At 48.4% G+C, this 19,992-nt stretch carries 15 protein-coding genes and 1 tRNA gene; 8 read left to right on the top strand and 8 right to left on the bottom strand.

Features of this window, described 5'->3' with window-relative positions; translation table 11 throughout:
- From IKG78_RS04020 to rpsI, 4 genes are all read left to right on the top strand, one after another.
- The coding region (locus tag IKG78_RS04020) for a hypothetical protein (protein WP_290939686.1) at positions 1–1,180 on the top strand (1,180 nt) is incomplete at its 5' end.
- Between the two features lie 133 nt (positions 1,181–1,313).
- Positions 1,314–1,445 carry a hypothetical protein gene (locus IKG78_RS04025; RefSeq protein WP_290939689.1) on the top strand — a complete coding sequence of 44 codons (132 nt, stop codon included), beginning with the start codon at positions 1,314–1,316 and terminating at the stop codon, positions 1,443–1,445.
- Between the two features lie 462 nt (positions 1,446–1,907).
- Positions 1,908–2,336, top strand: coding sequence for a 50S ribosomal protein L13 (rplM, locus tag IKG78_RS04030; protein ID WP_290939692.1), 429 nt, complete (start codon positions 1,908–1,910; stop codon positions 2,334–2,336).
- 18 nt (positions 2,337–2,354) lie between these two features.
- Positions 2,355–2,759, top strand: coding sequence for a 30S ribosomal protein S9 (gene rpsI / locus IKG78_RS04035; RefSeq protein ID WP_290939695.1), 405 nt, complete (start codon positions 2,355–2,357; stop codon positions 2,757–2,759).
- Between the two features lie 126 nt (positions 2,760–2,885).
- On the opposite strand, the gene IKG78_RS04040 is transcribed toward rpsI, so the two are convergent.
- On the bottom strand, positions 2,886–3,641 hold the full coding sequence (locus IKG78_RS04040; RefSeq protein WP_290939700.1) for a flavodoxin family protein: 756 nt from the start codon (positions 3,639–3,641) through the stop codon (positions 2,886–2,888).
- Between the two features lie 128 nt (positions 3,642–3,769).
- Between IKG78_RS04040 and rmuC the strand changes: the two genes are divergently transcribed.
- Complete coding sequence (gene rmuC, locus IKG78_RS04045) at positions 3,770–5,188, top strand: DNA recombination protein RmuC (protein ID WP_290939703.1); 1,419 nt, start codon at positions 3,770–3,772, stop codon at positions 5,186–5,188.
- 398 nt (positions 5,189–5,586) lie between these two features.
- On the opposite strand, the gene IKG78_RS04050 is transcribed toward rmuC, so the two are convergent.
- The gene (locus IKG78_RS04050) at positions 5,587–8,130 is read right to left on the bottom strand and encodes a DEAD/DEAH box helicase (RefSeq protein ID WP_290939707.1); all 2,544 of its coding nucleotides are present in this window, start codon (positions 8,128–8,130) and stop codon (positions 5,587–5,589) included.
- A 275-nt stretch (positions 8,131–8,405) separates the two neighbouring features.
- On the opposite strand from IKG78_RS04050, the gene IKG78_RS04055 reads away from it, so the two are divergent.
- Positions 8,406–8,490 (top strand) — tRNA-Ser (locus IKG78_RS04055).
- Between the two features lie 786 nt (positions 8,491–9,276).
- Here IKG78_RS04055 and glmS read toward each other — a convergent pair.
- Positions 9,277–11,106 carry a glutamine--fructose-6-phosphate transaminase (isomerizing) gene (gene glmS, locus IKG78_RS04060; RefSeq protein WP_290939710.1) on the bottom strand — a complete coding sequence of 610 codons (1,830 nt, stop codon included), beginning with the start codon at positions 11,104–11,106 and terminating at the stop codon, positions 9,277–9,279.
- A gap of 128 nt (positions 11,107–11,234) precedes the next feature.
- Between glmS and IKG78_RS04065 the strand changes: the two genes are divergently transcribed.
- Both IKG78_RS04065 and IKG78_RS04070 read left to right on the top strand, forming a co-directional pair.
- Positions 11,235–12,047 (top strand): FKBP-type peptidyl-prolyl cis-trans isomerase, encoded by an 813-nt coding sequence (locus IKG78_RS04065; protein WP_290939713.1) that lies wholly within the window; start codon positions 11,235–11,237, stop codon positions 12,045–12,047.
- Positions 12,048–12,203: 156 nt separating this feature from the next.
- A complete protein-coding gene (locus IKG78_RS04070) occupies positions 12,204–13,514 on the top strand; it encodes a M23 family metallopeptidase (protein ID WP_290939716.1) in 1,311 nt (436 codons plus the stop codon).
- A gap of 78 nt (positions 13,515–13,592) precedes the next feature.
- On the opposite strand, the gene IKG78_RS04075 is transcribed toward IKG78_RS04070, so the two are convergent.
- From IKG78_RS04075 to IKG78_RS04095, 5 genes are all read right to left on the bottom strand, one after another.
- A complete protein-coding gene (locus IKG78_RS04075) occupies positions 13,593–14,816 on the bottom strand; it encodes a S41 family peptidase (protein ID WP_290939718.1) in 1,224 nt (407 codons plus the stop codon).
- Positions 14,817–14,923: 107 nt separating this feature from the next.
- Positions 14,924–16,360, bottom strand: coding sequence for a S41 family peptidase (locus IKG78_RS04080; protein ID WP_290939720.1), 1,437 nt, complete (start codon positions 16,358–16,360; stop codon positions 14,924–14,926).
- Positions 16,361–16,471: 111 nt separating this feature from the next.
- Entirely contained in the window at positions 16,472–17,224 is a 753-nt protein-coding gene (locus IKG78_RS04085; protein ID WP_290939722.1) for a leucine-rich repeat domain-containing protein, read from the bottom strand.
- Between the two features lie 172 nt (positions 17,225–17,396).
- Positions 17,397–18,767 (bottom strand): hypothetical protein, encoded by a 1,371-nt coding sequence (locus IKG78_RS04090; RefSeq protein WP_290939724.1) that lies wholly within the window; start codon positions 18,765–18,767, stop codon positions 17,397–17,399.
- 221 nt (positions 18,768–18,988) lie between these two features.
- Positions 18,989–19,336 (bottom strand): PD-(D/E)XK nuclease family transposase, encoded by a 348-nt coding sequence (locus tag IKG78_RS04095; protein WP_290939726.1) that lies wholly within the window; start codon positions 19,334–19,336, stop codon positions 18,989–18,991.
- Positions 19,337–19,992: the final 656 nt, after the last annotated feature.

A 19,992-nucleotide genomic window follows, 5' to 3' on the forward strand; every position in this document is an offset into this window, starting at 1 on the left:
TGAAGGCAAGAAACTGCTGCTGACGGGGAGCGTGACTACAGATTTCTATGACTACCTGACTGTTTTTGATGGCGGTATAAACGACCAAAAGCTTTTGGATGCAGTAAGTTCTAAATCCGACGGAGAAACTTATGATATTGGAGCAGTCCTTAGTTCCGGTAAAACATTGACTCTTTGGTTTAAGTCCGATGCCAGTCGTGTATTTGACGGCCTTGACTTGAAAGTTTCTGTCGTGGAGCCGACTAAGTACGCTGCCGTTTCTGTTGTGGAAGATGAATCCCACAAGAAGTACGGCATTATTGACGGCAATTTCAAGGGTACAGATGCTATCAATATTACCGAAGAAATCGCTGTTGAAAATGTTGTCTTCAACCGCCCCTTCTCCACCAGCGGTTTTTCTACCCTTATGCTTCCGTTCTCGTTCAATGCGAAAAACTTTGAAAACGTGGAATCCGTCATTGAGTTTGATGGTATGACCACGAATGACAAGGATGAACTTGCGGTAGGGATGAGATACGTGTGGTGCAGTGCAGAAGTCGAGGAATATCTTGAATCAAAAGCTGATCCGAGTACTCCGGAGAAATACGAGCACTGCAACAGTAAAAGTGATGTATTCACGGGTGAAATGACCGCCTATACCCCGTACATGGTACAGATGGGAGGTTCGGAACTCGTGTTCAAGGAAGGCGCCACGCTTGAAGTGACTCCTGCCAAGTTAAGCGGAGCCTCTGATGGTAGCGGCTGGACTTTCATGCCGGTTCTCCAGAAGAAAGTCTTCACCAAGGAAGAAACCAAGGACGGAAGGATTTGGGGTTTCGCTGGCGAGGAACGTAACGGGGCTACCATCGGCAAGTTCGTGAGATTCGGCAAGGGCGCCTACGTCCAGCCGTTCCGTGCCTACTTGGTCTCCGATAAGCCGCAGTTGGTTTCTGCTTCTCCGAATGCTCAGTATGTCGCAAGGCCTGCTGTTGGCGAGACGGCATCCCTCCTTGAGAACATCGACGTTGTCATTGTGAGCCGTGGCAATGACGGTGAAAAGCACACGACTACCATTGGCAAGTTCAACACCCGCACAGGCGAGTTCAAGATGCTCCGCGACTACGACCTCAAGGGCCGCAAGACGAACATCATGAACCGCGCACAAGGAGCCTACTACGGCAAGAAAGTGCTGAAGAAGTAGGGAGCGGCTTCGCCGACGTGTCATCCCGGCCCCAGTGCCGGGATCGGTTGGAATTGAGAAAACCGACCCCGGAATAAATCCGGGGTGACATACCAAACCCTTAAAACCTTTAACTTAACCATTGGATACTACTATGACAAACGAAATTGAACACAAGAAAGAATACACCGCTCCGCAGATGGAAGTCGTGGAGATGGATCATCAAACTAGCTTGCTGGATGGCAGTTGCCCAGATGGAGTTCTTTGCGACGGTCCGGCCAACTAAAGTGAACAGACCCAGCCGTTAAAAAAACGCTATCATCGCAGCTATGCGAAGACCCCGAATACACATTCGGGGTTTTTTGTGTTACTCATGATAAGGAGATTCCCAATCACTAATCACCAACCACTAACTACTGAAAAATAATGGATCCTATCGGCTCCGCCTCCAGGATGACGACACCCTCCGCCTCCAGGATGGCCCTCGTCGTAAAGCTCACTGCTCAAAGGGGCGTAGCCCGACCTCAGACCTCATACCCACTAATCACTAATCACTGACCAACAACTTAATTTTACTATAACAATTCTACTAATTAGTATAATTGATAGAATGCTAAAACCGCATTTTACAAGCTTTTTCGTAAAAAACAGCTTTTTTACCCTTGAATCTTGCTGCAAAATCATCTATATTTACCTTGCTTTTCTCGGGGCGCCTTTGCCCTGGAATTTCACTCACTAGAGGATTTACATGAAGACCATTACGGTAAACCCGAAGACTGTCTCCCGCAAGTGGAAGCTTGTGGATGCAGCTGACAAGCCGATGGGACGCGTTGCAAGCGAAGTTGCTCGTCTCCTCATGGGCAAGCATAAGGCCATTTATTCCCCGAACGTCGATACTGGCGATTTCGTGGTTGTTGTTAACGCTGAAAAGGTTGCTGTTTCCGGCAACAAGGCTCTCCAGAAGCAGTATTTCCACCACACCGGTCACATTGCCGGTGAACGCTGGATCAACTTTGCCGACCTTTTGGCAAAGCACCCGACTGCTCCGCTCGAAGCTGCCATTTGGGGCATGCTCCCGCACAGCGCTCTTGGCCACAAGATGATCAAGAAGCTCAAGATTTTTGCAGGTGCCGAACATCCGTTCGCTGCCCAGAAACCCGAAGTCGTAGAACTTTAATTTAGAACGGAGAAAACTATGGCTACAGCAAAGAATAAGAAGATTTACCGCGGCACTGGTCGTCGCAAGAACGCCATCGCCGCTGTGATTCTGAAGCCGGGTTCCGGCAAGCGCACTATCAATGGTCGTGATTTCAAGGAATACTTCCATTCTGAAGTGCAAGACATGATTGCAAATCTTCCGTTCGCCATCCTCGGCAACGCTGAAGAATGGGACGTCGAAGTTACCGCTCGTGGCGGTGGCATCGCCGGCCAGATGGGCGCAGTCCGTCTCGGCATCGCCCGCGCATTGGTTGCAAACGACGCTGAAGTGAAGCCGGCCCTCAAGAAGGAAGGCCTCATGACTCGCGACGCCCGTGCCGTTGAACGTAAAAAGTTCGGCCGCAAGAAGGCTCGTAAGCACTTCCAGTTCAGCAAGCGCTAATCTGCGAATTTGCTTTTACGGAAAACCCTGGCTTTCGCCAGGGTTTTTCTGTATTTGTGTCAAAAAAAACGCTCCCGCCTTGCGGGAGCCCTTCTTACCTTCCTACTGTCTACTTCAAACTTCCTACTAAAAATTATCATCCCTATCGAACATGTGAGTCACGAATTCGGTCACGAGCGTCACGTAAGCTTCGTCACTGAAAATCGGCTTTTGCATGAGGTCGATGGCTTCTTGCGAAAGCGTGCCCGTCTTGGCGAGTTCTTCGCCGCCTTTGCGGAACTTTTCGCGGAGCATGGCGAGGCGACGCGGTCCGCCGCGGTGGTCAAGTGCGCGCATCTGCGGGCAGGCGATTAGCGTGTAGCCCTCATGCCCGAGGATGATATCGAACTGCTTGCGGATGGGTTCATAGACCACGTCGATGTCCATCCAGGCACAGCTCGAAAGCAAAATGATTTTTTGCCCTTCTTTTTGGAATTGCAATCCGTGCAGGTGGGAATTCATGGCGTTGGCGCCTTCTTTAAGCTTTTGGCCCATGTAAGGGTGCACCATGCCGACGATGCGATCCATCAGGCATTTCATTTGTCCGGGGACGCCGAACAGGTACAGCGGAAAACTCCAGATGACAATGTCTGAATTGATGAGCTTTTCGCGCACCCAGGGAACGTCGTCGCCCTTGATAAAGCAGCTGCCGTCCTCGCGGCCCCAGCAGCTGAGGCAGCCACGGCAGGGCTTAACGTTCAGTCGGTCAATAAAGAGGTATTCGGTTTCGTAGTCGCCGTTTTGTTCCATGCCTTCGACGAACGCCTTTGTCGGAATAAGCGTTCCACTGCGTTCGTTCTTGGGACTAGCGACCATTACGAGGATTTTCTTCTTTTCTGCCATGCGCCCAAATTTAGAAAAAAAACGGACATGCTGCTCAGACCCCATGCCTTAAAATAGATAAAACAAGAATCTTCTTTACATTTCGTTTTCTTCTGACGATATATGAATGGATCTAAAAAAGGAGTTTTATGGTAATAGCGGTTGCAATCCTCAGTGCTGTTTTTGGAATCGTCATCGGTTTTTTGGGGGCGCGTGTAAAGAGCACACAGCAGGTGTATGCGGTCAATCAGGCTGGAGTGGAATTGGAAAAGCAAATTGCTGTGTTACAAAGCCAACTGGAATCTGCAACTCGTAAGATAGCCGAGGTCAAGGCTGAAGCCGACCGCCGTCTTGCAGAAACAAAGGCGGATGATGCCAAAATGCTTGCTGCTGAAAGGGAGTCGGCGGCAAAACTGCTCGAAAGTACAAAGCAAGAAATGGAACGACGATATCAGAACGCTTTGAACGAACAGAAGGTGCATTTCGATAACCTTTCGAAACGTCTTGTCGCCGAAGCGAAGAATGCGACCGAAGAAATGGTCCAGCGGCGTGAAAAGCAAATCACGGAATCGGGGCATGCGACCATGGAACAGCTAGTGAATCCGCTCAAGGAAACTATCGCCAAGATGGAAAAGACCATGAACGAGACGACTTTGCAACAGACCAACGCAAACTCCGCATTGAAGGAGGTGTTGAAACAGTCTATCGAATCGAATGCGGCTACAAAGCAGTCTGCCGAAGACTTGGTACGAGCTTTCAAGCATGACAGCAAAATCCAGGGCGACTGGGGCGAATGCGTCCTCGAAGAGCTTTTGCAGGCACTCGGCCTCGAAGAAGGCGTTCATTTCGAAACTCAGGCGACACTCCGCGATGCCAGCGGAAACACGGTGCGTTCTGATGCGACGGGCTGCCTTATGCGTCCCGATGTCATTGTGCATCTCGACAAGACGAAGGACGTTATTGTCGATTCGAAGGTTTCGATGAAAGACTTCCTTGATTACGTTTCTGCCGAAGATCCGGACTTGCGTAAGGATTTACTGAAAAAACATATCGAAAGCCTCAAGAAGCATGTAAAGGAACTTTCGGCGAAAGATTATTCCCGCTATGTGAAAGCCCCGAAAAAGACGATGGATTTTGTAATCATGTTCGTTCCGCGTTCGGCTGCGCTTTGGGTCGCCCTCAACAAGGAACCCGCTCTTTGGCGTGAGGCGATGGAAAAGAACGTGTTTATCGCGGACGAGCAGACGCTTTATGCGGCCCTCCGCATGATAAAGCTTTCTTGGTGCCAGATCCAGCAGGCGGACAATCAACAGAAGGTCTTTGAACTTGCAAATGAAATGCTCAATCGCGTGGGGCAATTCGTGAAGCAGATGCGAGTTATCGGGGATTCCCTCGAAAAAGCCCAGAAAGCGTATAAAAGCGGAATGTCAAAGTTTGCCGAAAAAGGGCAAAGCGTGCTCACGACTTGCCGCAAGCTGGAATTGCTGGGTGCAAAGCAAGATGCGAACTGCCCGCTACCCACGGAACAAGAGGCTATCGAATATCAAGAAATCGAAACGGTAAGTTAGAGCGGTTTAGTAAGACAAAAATAGTCCTTCCAACTTCAAATATTCCATTTTATGACATTGACAATATATCCAAAGAACCTTTTGTTTTGCAGTTTGCACTTGCCGTTCATGATTATACATTATAGAGCGTAAGGCGAGCGATGTTGCGGTGCCTGGGGCGAGGAAAGTAAATATGGAAAACAAAGAAGTCGAAATCAAGAAAGTAGGGCCGATTGTGGAGACCGTTTGGGGCGTTCTCCTATTGGCGTCCAGCTTTGCTTTGATTTTTATCGGTGGCTAAGCCGAATCCACTTTTGAAAGAAGTCCGTCATTGTTGGAGACGGACTTCTTTTTTATTTTTCTGTAAATGCAAAAAAGGCGGCCTTATTGAGGTCGCCTTTGCTTTTTAGTTTGTTCTTTTAGACTCTTCCGAAGCGGCGTGTCTTGCGGAATGGCTTGTCGCCGAAACTGCGTTCGTCGCGGTCTTTGCGGAATGGCTTGTCTTCGAACTTGCCGGGCTTGCGGTCGGCGAATTGGCGTTCACGGCGGGCCTTGCGGTTTTCGAATGGCTTGTCGCCAAAGCGGTCGCCTCCTTCGCGATTCTTGCGGAATCCGCCACGGCGTTCATCGTCGTGGAAGCCTCCCTTGCGGTCGCGGTGGAAGCTGCGGCGTTCTTCGCGGCTCGCGTGCGGTCTTGTTCCCGGTGCGGGGCCCTCGGGCGGTTCGTCGGTCATCACGCGGAAGCGTGCGTCGTTGCCGCGGATGGTCATTTCGGATAAAATATCGAGAACGTCTTGCGGTAGCGTTTCCGGGAGTTCAACGGTGCTGAACTTGTCGAAGAGCTTGATGCGACCGATGTTGCTGCTGTTGATGTTCGCTTCGCCGGCGATGGCTCCTACGATGTCTCGTGGGCTTACGTGGTCGATGCGGCCCACGCCAAGGTAGTAACGCAGATAGCCTTCTTCAACGCCGTTCATGCCTTCTTTGCGTTCTTTTTTCAGGCGTTTCTGTTCTTCGCTATTGAGGCCGAAATCTTCGCTGCGGCTTTCGCCGAGGAAGTCTCTGCCGCTGCGGACTTTTTCGCGGCGTTCTTTGGGCACTTCGAGCGGCGGAAGGTTTGGGAAGAGCGGTTGCTTTTTCTGGTACATCTTGATGACGGCGGCAGCGATGTCTTCGGCGGTCAACGGAATTGCAACTTTCTCTTCGGTCACTTCGGCATGCTCAGTGACCTTGCTGTTGTCGGTCGGTGAGCTGGTTGATGAGCCTGTCGAATTAATCGAACCGTCGGAGGCGAGTGCGCGGACGAGTTCCTTGAATTGGTCGAGTTCGCCGTAGCTCACGACGCTTTTGACTTTAGCCTTGAATGCATCGACGCGTTTTTTGCTGATTTGTTCGGAGGTCGGCATTTCCATCACGTCAATCGGCTGGCGAGTTGCCTTTTCGATGGTCTTGAGCATGCGCTTTTCGCGAGGCGTGATGAACAAGATTGCGTTACCGCTGCGGCCTGCACGGCCTGTACGGCCAATGCGGTGCACGTAGGATTCCGTGTCGTACGGAATGTCATAGTTCACAACGAGCGAAATGCGGTCCACGTCAATACCGCGGGCGGCGACGTCTGTTGCGACGACTATATCGAGCTTGCCCATCTTGAGACGGTTGATGGTGCGTTCGCGCATGGATTGCGCGAGGTCGCCGTTGAGCGGGGCCACGTTGAATCCGCGGCTTTCGAGCTTTTCGGCGACTTCGGTGGTGTTCTGCTTGGTGCGTACGAAAATCAAAACGCCATCAAATTCTTCGCCTTCGAGTACGCGGGCGAGAGCTTCGATCTTGTGTTCGTTTTTCACGAGCAAGTAACGCTGGCAGATGTTTTCGACAGTGGTCGTCTTGCCTTCGATGCGGGCTTCTTCGTATTCGCCCAAGTGCTGGTCGATAATCTTTTTCACGCTGTCCGGCATGGTGGCGCTAAAGAGAGCGCGCTGGGCATCGGCAGGGATTTCCTTGAGGATGGTTTCTACATCTTCCATGAAGCCCATGTCGAGCATTTCATCGGCTTCGTCGAGGACGATGGCCTTTACCGCTCCGAGCGAGATGGAACCGCGTTTGATGTGGTCGATGAGACGGCCCGGAGTGGCGACAACAATATTGGCTTTGCGTTTGAGTGCTCGCAACTGGATGGAAATATCTTGTCCGCCATAAACAGGAACGACGCTTATGTTCGGTATTTTGACAGCGTATTGCTGGATGGCGTCCGAAACTTGGATGGCGAGTTCGCGTGTCGGCGTGAGCACGAGCATGGATGTCTCGCGGCTATTGAACTGGATGCGGGAGAGGAGCGGGAGCGTGAAGGCTGCCGTCTTGCCTGTACCGGTCTGTGCCGTGCCGAGGAGGTTTACGCCCTGCAATAGAACCGGAATTGCTTTGGCCTGGATGGGTGATGGCGTTTCATAACCGGCGAGTTTCACCGCTTCGAGAATTTCCGGGGAAAGACCCAAATCGTCAAAAGTGACCAAGGATTCATCGGCGACGTTTTCTTCGTCTTCGGTGTTTTCGTTTAAGATCGCTGAGCTGGTTAGTGAGCTTGTCGAACTAGTCGAAGCGACTGATGCGCCGTCTGTTGTGCTTTCGCGATTAGGAACATTGTCGCTTGCGGAATCCTGAAGATTGTCATGCCCGACTTGTTCGGGCATCTCCAGCTTGCTTGTCGTTTCATCGTCTTCGATAAATTCGACCTTTTCGCCTTTCTTAATCTTGGAGTTTGTGCCGGACTCCAGAACTTCTCCGTTATCGTCAACGACAACGCCGTTCGGGTTTGCTGCAAAGAATGCGGCCTCGTCGGCTTGGTCTTCGTCTGCACCATCTGCGATGGCGTTCAAGAACGCATCTGCTTCGATTTGCATCTTGGAGTTGATTTTTTCGTTTTCGGGAATATCAGAACCCAATTTGGAAGAAAGATCTTCTGCCATAAGTCACCTTCGGGATCCGTAAACTTCATCTGCAGCGTTTGCCGCACCATCACATTGCTCGAACCGAGCATTCAATAAGCCCCGAAGTGCACTCGCACTTATAAACCTGAAGTCTGTTGGGTCCCCTAAAATTTTGAGCCAAATGTAGAAAATGAGGGGATGAAATCAAAGGTTTTTAAGGAGCTGCATCGCGAAATAAGAAAAAAGAATGTTACGATAGAATTGCAGATAGTTATAGACATTTTAAATGAATTATACTATATTATGCAAACCTCGGAGAGATGCCAGAGTGGTCGAATGGGCCGGTCTCGAAATCCGGAGTCTGTCACAGGACCGAGGGTTCGAATCCCTCTCTCTCCTTGAAACAATAAGAGCCCCCTTGTGGGGCTCTTATTGTTTCAAGGAGATGGAAACATGAACCCTCGCAGAGGGTTCGACAAACTTGCCGAGAGCGAAGCGAACATAGGCGAGTTTGGGATTACGGCACAGCCGTAACCCGAAGGGCAAGGCCGGAATGGAAAGACGGCGGAGTCCAATCCCTCTCTCTCCTTGAAACAAAAAGGAACCCCTTGTGGGTTCCTTTTTGTTTCATAGGTCAGGGATGCGAACCCTCGCAGAGGGTTCGACAAAACCCGCGAGAGCGAAGCGAACACGGCGGGTTTTGAGATTGCGGCGCAGCCGCAACCCGAAGGGCTGCAAGCGAAACGAAGTGAGCATGCAGTCTAATCCCTCACTCTCCTTGATTAGCTAACCCCCCTTGTGGGGCTCTTATTGTTTCAAGGGTTGGATATCGACCCCTCGCAGAGGGTTCGACAAACACGCCGAGAGCGAAACGAAGTGAGCTTGCTGTACAATTCCTCTCACAGCTCACCGCAAAAAGCCAGGCGTTACGGGCTGGCCCCGGAACAAGTCCGGGGCAGGCTACAAGCCCGTTAGAAGGGGTAGCAGCCCTTCGGCAGGCTCAGGGACCTTGGTCAAAGAGCCAACGAAGGAATGCGAGGGGAAGGCTTTCCCCCTCCTATAATCCACTTGCTTCTATAAGGCTTTTATTTTGTTCAATAAAAAAAGCCCCGGCGCAATTTTGAATGGCCGGGGCGATAATTGTCTTTTTTGTCTGTAGCCGCACTGCGGCGTTCTTTCGTCTGATTATTCCACTGTCACGCTCTTGGCGAGGTTTCTCGGCTGGTCCACGTCGTTACCGCGCAAAACGGCGATGTGGTAGGCGAGCAACTGGAGCGGGATGCAGGTGACAATCGGCATGAGCATCGGAATTGTCTTCGGCACCGTGATGATGTGGTCGGCGATTTCGTCCAGCGGACTGCAATCCTTCGTCGTGACGGCGATGACCTTGCCACCGCGGGCCTTGATTTCGCGGATGTTGCTGATGATCTTGTCGAACAGAGCGTCCTTCGGGGCGATGACGACGACCGGCATGTTCTCGTCGATAAGGGCGATCGGGCCGTGCTTCATTTCGGCAGCAGGGTAGCCTTCGGCGTGGATGTAGCTGATTTCCTTGAGTTTCAAGGCTCCTTCCATGGCGACCGGGTAGCAGAAGTGGCGACCGAGGTACAGGAAGTTGTTTGCCTTGCAAAGCGTCTTTGCGATTTCGGCAATGCTGTCGGAAAGTTCGAGTGTCTTGGAAACGAGGTCCGGCAGTTCCAGAAGGTCCTTGACGATATCGGCACCGGCTTCGAAGCTGAGTCTGCGCTGGCGGCCAAGCAAGAGTGCGATCATCGCAAGAACAGTGACCTGGCTTGTGAATGCCTTTGTACTGGCCACGCCGATTTCCGGACCTGCGTGCAGATAGACACCGCCATCGCTGGTACGTGCAATCGTCGAACCGACTCCGTTACAAATGGCGAGCACGGTAGCGCCTTTCTGTTGGGCTTCCTTGAGGGCGGCAAGCGTGTCTGCGGTTTCGCCGGACTGGCTGATGGCGACTACGAGTGTCCCCGGCTTGATAATCGGGTTTCTGTAGCGGAATTCCGAAGCGTATTCGACTTCGACTGGAACGCCAGCCAAGTCTTCGATCATGTATTCGCCGACCATGCCTGCGTAATAGCTGGTGCCGCAAGCTGTAATGATGATGCGGTTGATGGTGCGGAGTTCCTTGATGTTCGTGTCGAGACCAGCGAGTTTTGCGTTGCCTTCGGCTGAAAGCAGACGACCGCGCATGGTGTTGCGGAGCACTTCGGGCTGTTCGAAAATTTCCTTGAGCATGAAGTGCGGGAATCCTCCCTTGGCGACAGCGTCAGCGTCGAATTCCACGTTCTGGACTTCGCGTTGCACTTCGTGGCTGCTCATGTTGACGATGGAGTAGCTCCCGTCCTTGATTTGTACAACGTCATTGTCGTCCAGATAAACGACTTTCTGCGTATGGTTGATGATGGCGGAAACGTCACTGGCGAGATAGAGATCGCCATGGTTGCCGATACCAAGGATAAGCGGGCTTCCGCGACGGGCTCCGATTAAAACGTCCGGTTCGTCCGAGCAAATCACTCCCAAACCAAAAGTTCCTTCGATTTGCTTGAGCGTCTTGAGAACGGCGGACTTCAAATCTCCGTTGTAATAGTAGGCAATGAGGTGGGCGACGACTTCGGTGTCTGTTTCTGACTTGAATTCGATGCCTTTGTCAATGAGCTTCGCCTTGAGGCTTGCATAGTTTTCGATGATGCCGTTATGGACAATCGAAATTTTTCCGTCGTAACTTGTATGCGGGTGGGCGTTGATTTCGGTCGGGGCTCCGTGGGTGGCCCAGCGGGTGTGGGCGATGCCTACAGAACCTTTGAGCGGAGTGTTCTTTAATTTTTCTTCAAGAGCTTTGATTTTGCCGGAGGCGCGGACGACTTTTATATTTTTGTGGTCGATAACAGCGACTCCCGAACTATCGTAGCCGCGATATTCCATTTTCTTAAGACCATCGACAAGGACTGGAATAGCTTCGCCTTTGCCGTTATATCCGATGATTCCGCACATATTACTCCTGGTATTTAAATTTTGGCAGAAAATATACTAAATATAACGGTAAAAAGGAAATGTCTGTTAGCTCGCTCACAGATGTTTTGCTATTTTAAGAAAGCCAAATTTTTTCATAGAGGATAAAAATGAAGACTAAAATGATTATTGCGGCTGGTGCTCTTGCCATGCTTATGACTGGCTGCGAACCGTGCAAATCCGCTTCTACCGAAAAGACTTCGCTTGTGACCGAAAAGGACAAGTACAGCTACGCTCTCGGTGCTCATTTCGGTAACCAGGCTCGTTTCCAGCTTGTGACCCGCGATTCTATCGATCTCGATCTCGACCTCTTCATCCAGGCATTCAAGGAACGCTATAATGAAGAATCCGCAAAGTTCTTGATGAACGATTCCATCGTCATGGAAACGCTCAACAAGCTCTCTGCAGACCGTCAGGCCGAAAAGATGAAGAAGGACAGCATTGCTGCCGCCAAGAACAAGGCCGATGGCGAAGCTTTCCTCGCCAAGAACAAGACTGCTGAAGGTGTCGTGACCACGGCTTCCGGTCTCCAGTACAAGATTATTACTGAAGGTCAAGGTGCAACTCCGACGGACGAAGACAAGGTCAAGGTCCACTACACGGGTACGCTCCTCGACGGTACCAAGTTCGACAGCTCCATCGATCGTGGCCAGCCGCTCGAATTCCCGGTCACTGCCGTTATCGCTGGTTGGACGGAAATGCTCAAGCTCATGAAGGTGGGCGAAAAGGTTATTGCATGGATTCCGAGCGAACTCGCTTATGGTCCGCGTGGCAACCGTGCTATCCCGGGTAACAGCCTCCTCAAGTTCGAAATGGAACTTTTGGAAGTGATTCCGCCTGCAAAGCCTGTTGAAGAACCGAAGGTTGATCCGAAGGCTGCAAAGAACGACCAGAAGAAAGGCAAGAAGCCCGCTGCTAAGTAATCATTAGCTTTGTGCTTTAAATTTTGTGCCCTGCATCACATTCTGATGCGGGGTATTTTTTGCTCTGTCATCCCGGCCCTAGTGCTGGGATCACCATCTCGTTGGTGGCATAAAAAATTTTATCTTTGCTTTTGGCAATTTTATGAGCGGGTGTTTATGTCCAAAATTTTCTTTTTACTGTGTGTCGCAATAGTTGCATTTACTGGATGTAATGAACAGAAAAAAATCGATGCTTTAAAGCAAGAAAACGCAAAGCTCGAAGCGACCGCTGATTCGTTGAAAGCCTTGATCGCTAAAGCCCATGGCGAAACTTCGAAGTGGCTCGTGAAAAACGATACTGTCCGTGCGGGCGATGGGTTGTTCCAAGTGTTGTATCGCATGAACATCAACGAAAAGGAACGCGGAAAAATCGTAATTGCTTTGCAGGACTCGGTTGAACTTGCGGCGCTTCGCGTGGGACAGGTGTTCTATGCCGCACTTGATTCCGCAGGCGATGTCCAGCGGTTCCGTTATGCGCCGAACCCGGCGACAGTCCACATGTTGAGCAAGACGGATTCCGGCTTTGCTTATAGTCGTATCGACAAGCCGGTGACGGTGCGCCAGTCCGCATTCGAGGGTTCCCTTGAAGTCGGGAGTACGTTGAATGGCATTTTGTACAAGGTTGGCATCCCCGGTCGCATGATTGGTAAAGTGAGTGGAATTTTGCAGTGCAAGGTTGCGTTCCAGTTGGCACGTCCGGGCGACAAGTTCCGCATCTTGCTCGAAGAAAAGTTCTATCAGGATTCTATCTGGATCAGCGGCAAGGTGCTCTATGCAGAATTTAACGGTCATACAGTGGGGCATCACGAAGCGTTCCGCTACGAAGACCCGGATCCGAAGAGTACCTTCAATGCGCACTATACTGAAAAAGGTGAAGCTCTTATTTACGAAGGCTTGCGTTATCCGCTGGACCGCTTGCACATCACAAGCCCGTACGGTACGCGTGTCCACCCGATTACGGGGCGTACTACGGTGCATCACGGTATTGATTATGGCAGCCCGAAGGGGTCTCCGGTTTATGCGGTTGCCGCTGGCGTTGTTACGGTTTCGGGTTACGACGACTTGAGCGGAAACAAGATTGCCATCCGCCACAGGGACAATTCCGAAAGCTGGTACATGCACTTGTCCGTTCGCGGCGTGAACGTCGGTGCGAAAGTCGCTCCGCGTCAGGTTATCGGAAAAGTGGGTTCTACGGGTCGCAGCACGGGGCCGCATTTGCATTTGGGCTTCAAGGATGCTAAGCGTAACTGGATAAACCCTGCAAGAAAGACGATGATTGCAACACCCAAGCTCGAAGGTAACCGCCTTGCACGCTTGAAAAAGCAGGTGGCCGATATCCGCAAAGAATTGGAATTGACGCTTGCCGCTCCTGCTGTGAAGGCGAACGATTCCACGGACGTGCTCGTCCGCATGCGCGTGCTGAAGTAATGTTTAGACGATAGGCGATAGACGAAAGACGATAGATAGAGAGTTTGCTTGCGGCTCGTTATTTACAATCTCTTTCGTCTAAAACTTTTTCCTGTATTCTTCTGGCAAGTAGTAAAATCCGGGCACGGTGTCTGGTTCTGTAGCGACTTTGGCGAAGTGCCCCGTATTTGTGGTGCCGTATCCTGCGGTTCTGGCGTAGGACATCTCTTTTGCCAATTGTACGGCCTTGTTTAAAGCTTGCTCTTCATCGCTAATGATAAAGTCTGGCACGATTCCGTATTTGTGGTAACTCTTGAAATTTTTATCTACGACTTTCATGCCTGTAATGATGGCAAGAGAGTAGGATGGGGTGATGAATGTCGCTTGCCCGATGCCTTTGCCGTAAGTCGTCGTGCCCACCACGGGATATTTTTTGTTCATGACCACGGATTGCACGAATATTTCGGAACAACTTGCTGATTGGTTGTTGACGAGAAAAACATAATAACGGTCTTTGGCGAATCCGTCAAAATTGTTTATTCTAAATGTCGTATCGTAAGCTTGTTTTTCCCTTATTGTATCTGGCTTGGTTGAAATAACGCCAACTGTAGAGTCTCCACGAGAAAGCAATAGCTGAGACATAGAGAAACATTGGTCGCCATCTCCACCTCCGTTGTCTCTCAAGTCGATGATGGTGGACTTGTATTTTTCTGTTTCGCGCAGATAATTGGTAAACTCGCCGTAAGTTCCCGAATTGTTTGATGTATGTGCTGTGAATTCTAGAATTTTGATGATGGGAATAGAATCTTTGTATGTAAGTTCTACTGTTGAAGTATAGTATGGACCGAGCGTTATTGGAATGGTGAGCGCTTGGGAATCGCGCAATACGGTGTATGTAATGGTTTCATCTTTTACACCGGTGGAGAGTTTGTTGAAAATGTATTCGCTAGTAGGTTCAATCCCTTCTATGGCCGTAATTTGGTCGCCTACTTTAAGGCCAGCTTTGTCTGCTGGAGAATTCTTGACCACATTTGTAATAAAATACTTGTTAGAGGTTCCTTGCTTTTCCCATTCAAAACCGGCATCCATTTTTTCTTCGGATGAATTAAGGCTTATTAACAAGGATGAAGAATGAAACGGATCCACATACTGGGTGAACGGATCGTTCATTTGACTGTACATGTAATATAGGTCGTAATAATCCCAAGGGATGTTGTATTGCGAAAGTGCATCGTCTTTGATTTTTCCAATGTAATCTTCCGGATCTCCGAGGTATTCTTTTGCATCCTTGTAATAGTAATAAAGGAGTTCATAGTTGTGCATGAACTCTCTAGTGGCTCTTGATTCTGTCCTATAATCCCAAGAAGAAGTCGTATCTTCTGAAGTGCAGGCGGTTAAGCAAAAAAATGGGAGGGTAAGTGCTGTATAAATTAACGTTCTAAATGCTGGAATGTTTTTAAATAAATGTCCGAATTTGCCCATTCTATCGCTCCTCCATCTTGTTCGGTAATTGAGCTTTCTGTAAGTTCTGGAACTCGCTTTGACAAAGCCTCGTCTTGCTTCGGAATTTTAACGCCGTAGATTTTGTTTGCCATTTGGGCGGCGCAATTATATCCGATGATGTTTTCACATGTGTATTTCGGAACGATTCCTTTGCCGTGGTAGGAATTGCCTTTGGGAGTCAAGAATTCAATATCGGTAATGGTGGCTATTCCGTGAGCGTATGTCCAGAAATTGGTCTGCCCAATGCCTTTCCCGTAAGTTGTTCTTCCGACGAACGGAATATTGGTCGTTTCTGTAACAGCTGCGATAAAAATTTCGGCACAACTTGCGGAACCTTGGTTGGCGATAATTAAGTATTTGCCGGATTCGCCGGGATCACCCGGTTTTGCTTTTCTTGTTTCTGTTATAGAGGTGGAGTTGCCATCGGCTGTTAATGTGCGGCTATGCCTTGTTGAAAGAGTTCCTTCGCTTACAAATAGGTCAGCCACGTCGAGGCATTGGGTCACATGTCCTCCGGGGTTTCCTCTTAAGTCCAAGATCCGAACGCGTTTGTCTGTTGCGGTCGAATCTAGATACGCTTTGAGTTCCCCATAAGTTCCTTTTTTCTGGTCTGCTGTTGTGGGCTTGAATCCTTCGATGGTGACGAAAATGATTCCCGGAAAGCCTTTCGCGGAGTCTTTATATAACGTATCGACAAACACCGTCGGGGCATAGACCTCTTCTTTTTGGAGCTTGAAAAGAGTGGTATCGCCGTTGTAAGCGATGAGAAGATTTATGTCTTTGTTGAATGTCAGCACCGAATCGTAAATTGCTTTTGCGTTTTCCCCTTTGAGTTCGATTCCGTTTACGTTGAGAATGTTTCCATATCTAGGAATGCCTTTTTTCCCGGCGGGACTTTTGGGATATACGCGTGAAACGAAAATGGGGTAATCTACGTCTGCAATATTGTAGTAGCGCATCCCGACATCACCGCCGATGACTAGGCTTGTGTTTGTTTGGGTGGCTTTTTGCTCGCTTTTGGCCGGTGGAGTATATGTCGTAAAACGGTCTTGGAGCGTTTGGTATAGAATTTGTACGGAATCTCCCTCTTTGGGCAGGTTGGGGAGTTCATCTTCGTAAAGGTAAATGTTTTGCAGGAGCCAATAATTAAAGGAATATTCTGTAGGTTCAGGAGTGCTTTTGACCGGATGGATAAAGTCACTACAGCCCGTAAGTAATACGAGTGTGCAAAGGCAAAAGAGTAGAGCGGAGAGACTAGAGGTTAGAGAATGAAAAGGAGATCCCGGAACCCGTTCAGTGCACTCAGGGCAGGCGGGGTCTGGGATGATATGCTTGTATTCGTTTAAGAGTTGATGACGATTCACGAACCTCTACTCCTTAAATCCTAACCTCATTCGTCTCACGTTTCAGAACTAGTCCGGAACGACAATTTTCTAGTAACTAATGACTAGTGACTAGTAACTGTGGCGAAGCCGCTACTGATCGATGCTCAGTCCCTTCTTGTCGAGGAGAACGCGCGGGATGCCTTCTTCCATCGGGTTTTCGACAACGGAAATCGTTTCGAGGCTATCGCATTCGGCGAGGCTTTCGGGGAGGGTTGCGAGCTGATTGGCGTCAAGAACGAGTTCCTTGAGCTTCTTCAAGTTGCCAAATTCAGACGGAATGGCGCCCAGGTTGTTGCCCGAGACCATCAAGACTTCGAGGGATTCTAGATGGGATAGCGATGCCGGGATCGTGGTTAGCTCGTTGTTGTCCAGGTAGAGCTTGCGGAGCTTTTTAAGCTTGCCGAGCGTCGCCGGGATTTCGGAGAGCATATTGTCGTGGAGCGACAGCTTGGTCACGTTTTGGCACTTGCCGATTTCGCTGGTGAGGTCCAAAAGCTGGTTCTTGGCGATGTTCACCGTATCAAGCTTAGAAAGGTTGCCGATGGAATCGGGGAGTTCGGACAGGCTGTTGTAGCCCAGGTACAGATGCTCCAAATTTACAAGTTCGCCAATCGAATCCGGCAATTCCATGAGGTCGTTTTCGCTCACGGAAAGACTCTTCAAGTTCTTCAAGAGACCGATGTCGTCGGGAATTTCGACGAGCATGTTGCGGTCGAGATTGAGTTCTTCGAGAGATTCGATCTCGAAAAGTTCGGGCGGCAGCAAGCGCAGCCCCTTCTGCGACAAGTCCAACGACTTTGCTTTTTCAGCTTTGGCTTTAGCTATAACATCTAGTAAATTCATAAAAAGACTCCTAATATTTAAATCATAGCTTTTTTGTTTCGAAAAACGTAAAAACGCACAAAAAAAACATAAAAAATTACGGGTTTAGGAACGATTAAACGAAATTCCTGAAAAAATGAGGAAAAAAACGTGTCTAAATCACTATTTTTGCCTCGCCGCTAGACTTCTATATTTACATTTTCTTCAGTTCGTCAATCAAAGCCGGGCGTTTCTTGTATTGAATACTCCAGTCGGCTTTGAGTTTTTGAATGCATTCTGTGCCGCCGTTGTAATGGAATAGAATCTTCATTTGATGGACGATTTCTCTATATGCCTTGCGGTCATTTGCTGTAACTATTGCCTTGTTGAAATATTGTGCGAGCATGACTACAATTTCGGATTCGTATTTGGGGCAAAGGTCTTTACCGAATTCTTGAAAAAGTTGGAAAGTATTGTAATCGTAACGCGATGCGTCCTTTGCCTTGCAAAATGCTTTGTAAAGTTCATCGACCATTTTTTCATATGCAAGAATTTGCATTTTGAAATCTAAGTCTTTTATGGAATCAAGCAGTTCACGCAGAGCTGAGGGCCATTCATCCGTCTTGAGGAAATTCTTGTATTCCTTATAACTGTCCATGCTGTTGTCCTTGACTATCAAGTTTTTCAAGGCTGACTTGTATTTTTTTATTTGTCTCGATTCTAAATACATTTCCTTTAATTTTTCTTCTGCTTTGGAATTGAAACGATTTTTATGCTTTGGCAAATTGTTGAGTTTGAGCAGACATTCTTCTGCTGCATGAAAATCTTTTTCTTTGTGCAGAATGTCAAAAAGCATGTAGGCTGGTTCGTCGTATTCGGCGTATTTGTTTAGATATGCTTTGATTTCTTCATTTTTCTTTTTCAATTTTTTCATGACGGTTGCTCGTTCGCAAACCCATTGCCCGATATGCAGTTGTTTTATAAAATCGCTTTCTTCCTTAGCTTCGTTTTTTATTTGCTTGTCGAAAAATTTAATTTTTGCTATCAGGTCTTCGGCTGTGTTGAATCTTTTTTCGTAAATTTCGTATAAGAGATCTTCCGCCATCCATAAACGTTTTTTGAACAGTTCTTGTTCTATCCATTCGCGTGCTTCGGTCAAAGTATCTTCATTTGCTTCTTTCAATGTGCGGTTCCATAAGTCTTTTAATTTATCCATCAAAACGGTCATAGTCCCATTGGAATCGTCAATTGATAAATCTCCAAGGCCTTCCGTGAAAAAGCAAATTGTCTCTAATGCACGTTTAGAACATGCGAAATTTTTGTTTTTCTTTAAACGTTCGAAAAGTTCACTCATTTCGCATTCAAAGCCGAACGCAGAACGATAATGGATGTAGCCGTTATCAGAAAAATCATCAATGATGTCGTCGAAACGATCCATAATTCGGTCTAGCCACGAGTCGTCTGTTGCCGGGGCGAATTTTTCTTTGATTGATGTTTCAAATTGGACATCTTGCTTGGCGTATGCGATGACAAATTTTTGCAAGTCTTCAAAAGAAATTTGCTTGATGATTTCATTTGTTTTCATAACGGATTCCTTGAACTATTTTGCGAAAATTGTAGAAATAATTTTGAGGAAGGGGATGACGGAAACGCATAAAAAATGAGCAAAAATGCACTGTGCTGGAGTAAGACGCGCTCTGCGAAATGGCCGGGCTTTGCTTTTTGCATTTGACGCCTACGGCGTCAGCGACTGCACCTCAGAAATAAAAACAAACAAGTTTGTTTTTGCTTCATTCGGTTTGTACGCTACTCAATATTAATATAGCGATTGTCGGCGGTGGATGCGCGGATGTCAAACTTGAATTCCTTAGGCTTGGGGAAACCGATGTTGATTTCGGAGTTCTTGATGGAAACCTCGGTAATTTTATTTTCTGCCTTCAGGCGGAATACTCCGTTCAAGAAACTTATCAGAGCACTCTCGTCTCCAAGAAAAATCTTGAATGCGACATCGTAGAGTGGGTCCAAATAGGTGTGTGTCTTGATTTCTTCGAGAACTTTTGCTTCCCAATATTCGCGAAAAGGATCCCTGCCAAATTGATTGGCGGAATGTTGTTGCTTTCGTCCATGAAATATCCTTTGCCATTGATATGGCATACGGTGTAAACGCAGAAAAACCGCAATACACGGCAATGATTTGCTGTTGATTTAGTTCAAAAATGGAAGCCGATCGCTATGCAATTCGGTATATGTATCGCAGCGTATTCCGCATGGGTATTCCAAGGCCAAGGCTTGCACCAAGTCAAAACCGGACCTACAACTGCGAGAAGGGATGAACCTGCTCGTGGATGCCTACGCCTCAGTCAGCAGGATGGTCGAATCTCGATATTAGATATACAAATATTCTACAGTACGTGCAATAACACCTTTTGCTAGGTGCGTGACGTGAAACGCAGAGCTTATAGCGGAGCGCCCTCTTCTTCGACAAGAAACTTGATTACGGTAAGAATTTTCTTGTTTTTCTATACATTTGTTCACTGAAAAAGTGCATTTTACGCAAAAAAATGAAAGTTTTATGATTTTTTGCACGCATTTACTGCAATTTGAAACTATTTTTAGGGTGCAAATTACGAGAATACTCCAATATATAATAATATTGTATATTGGGTTTGCAGTGTAATTATTGAGGAAAAAATGGAACTAACAAAATCGCAGGAACGCCGCTTAGCATTTGTCGCTAGCCTCTTGAGCTTGAACCCTAACGACCCGAACGATAGAATCAAGGCACTCCGGCATCTGAACCTAGATGAAAA

Source organism: Fibrobacter sp., assembly GCF_017545445.1.
GTDB lineage: Bacteria > Fibrobacterota > Fibrobacteria > Fibrobacterales > Fibrobacteraceae > Fibrobacter.

Coding starts and splice junctions, on each gene's coding strand:
- IKG78_RS04070 (WP_290939716.1), top strand. CDS start 12,204: ATGTCCAAAATTTTCTTTTTACTGTGTGTCGCAATAGTTGCATTTACT.
- IKG78_RS04095 (WP_290939726.1), bottom strand. CDS start 19,336: ATGCCATATCAATGGCAAAGGATATTTCATGGACGAAAGCAACAACAT.
- IKG78_RS04040 (WP_290939700.1), bottom strand. CDS start 3,641: ATGGCAGAAAAGAAGAAAATCCTCGTAATGGTCGCTAGTCCCAAGAAC.
- IKG78_RS04050 (WP_290939707.1), bottom strand. CDS start 8,130: ATGGCAGAAGATCTTTCTTCCAAATTGGGTTCTGATATTCCCGAAAAC.
- rplM (WP_290939692.1), top strand. CDS start 1,908: ATGAAGACCATTACGGTAAACCCGAAGACTGTCTCCCGCAAGTGGAAG.
- IKG78_RS04085 (WP_290939722.1), bottom strand. CDS start 17,224: ATGAATTTACTAGATGTTATAGCTAAAGCCAAAGCTGAAAAAGCAAAG.
- IKG78_RS04090 (WP_290939724.1), bottom strand. CDS start 18,767: ATGAAAACAAATGAAATCATCAAGCAAATTTCTTTTGAAGACTTGCAA.
- rpsI (WP_290939695.1), top strand. CDS start 2,355: ATGGCTACAGCAAAGAATAAGAAGATTTACCGCGGCACTGGTCGTCGC.
- IKG78_RS04025 (WP_290939689.1), top strand. CDS start 1,314: ATGACAAACGAAATTGAACACAAGAAAGAATACACCGCTCCGCAGATG.
- IKG78_RS04075 (WP_290939718.1), bottom strand. CDS start 14,816: ATGCACAACTATGAACTCCTTTATTACTATTACAAGGATGCAAAAGAA.
- rmuC (WP_290939703.1), top strand. CDS start 3,770: ATGGTAATAGCGGTTGCAATCCTCAGTGCTGTTTTTGGAATCGTCATC.
- glmS (WP_290939710.1), bottom strand. CDS start 11,106: ATGTGCGGAATCATCGGATATAACGGCAAAGGCGAAGCTATTCCAGTC.
- IKG78_RS04065 (WP_290939713.1), top strand. CDS start 11,235: ATGAAGACTAAAATGATTATTGCGGCTGGTGCTCTTGCCATGCTTATG.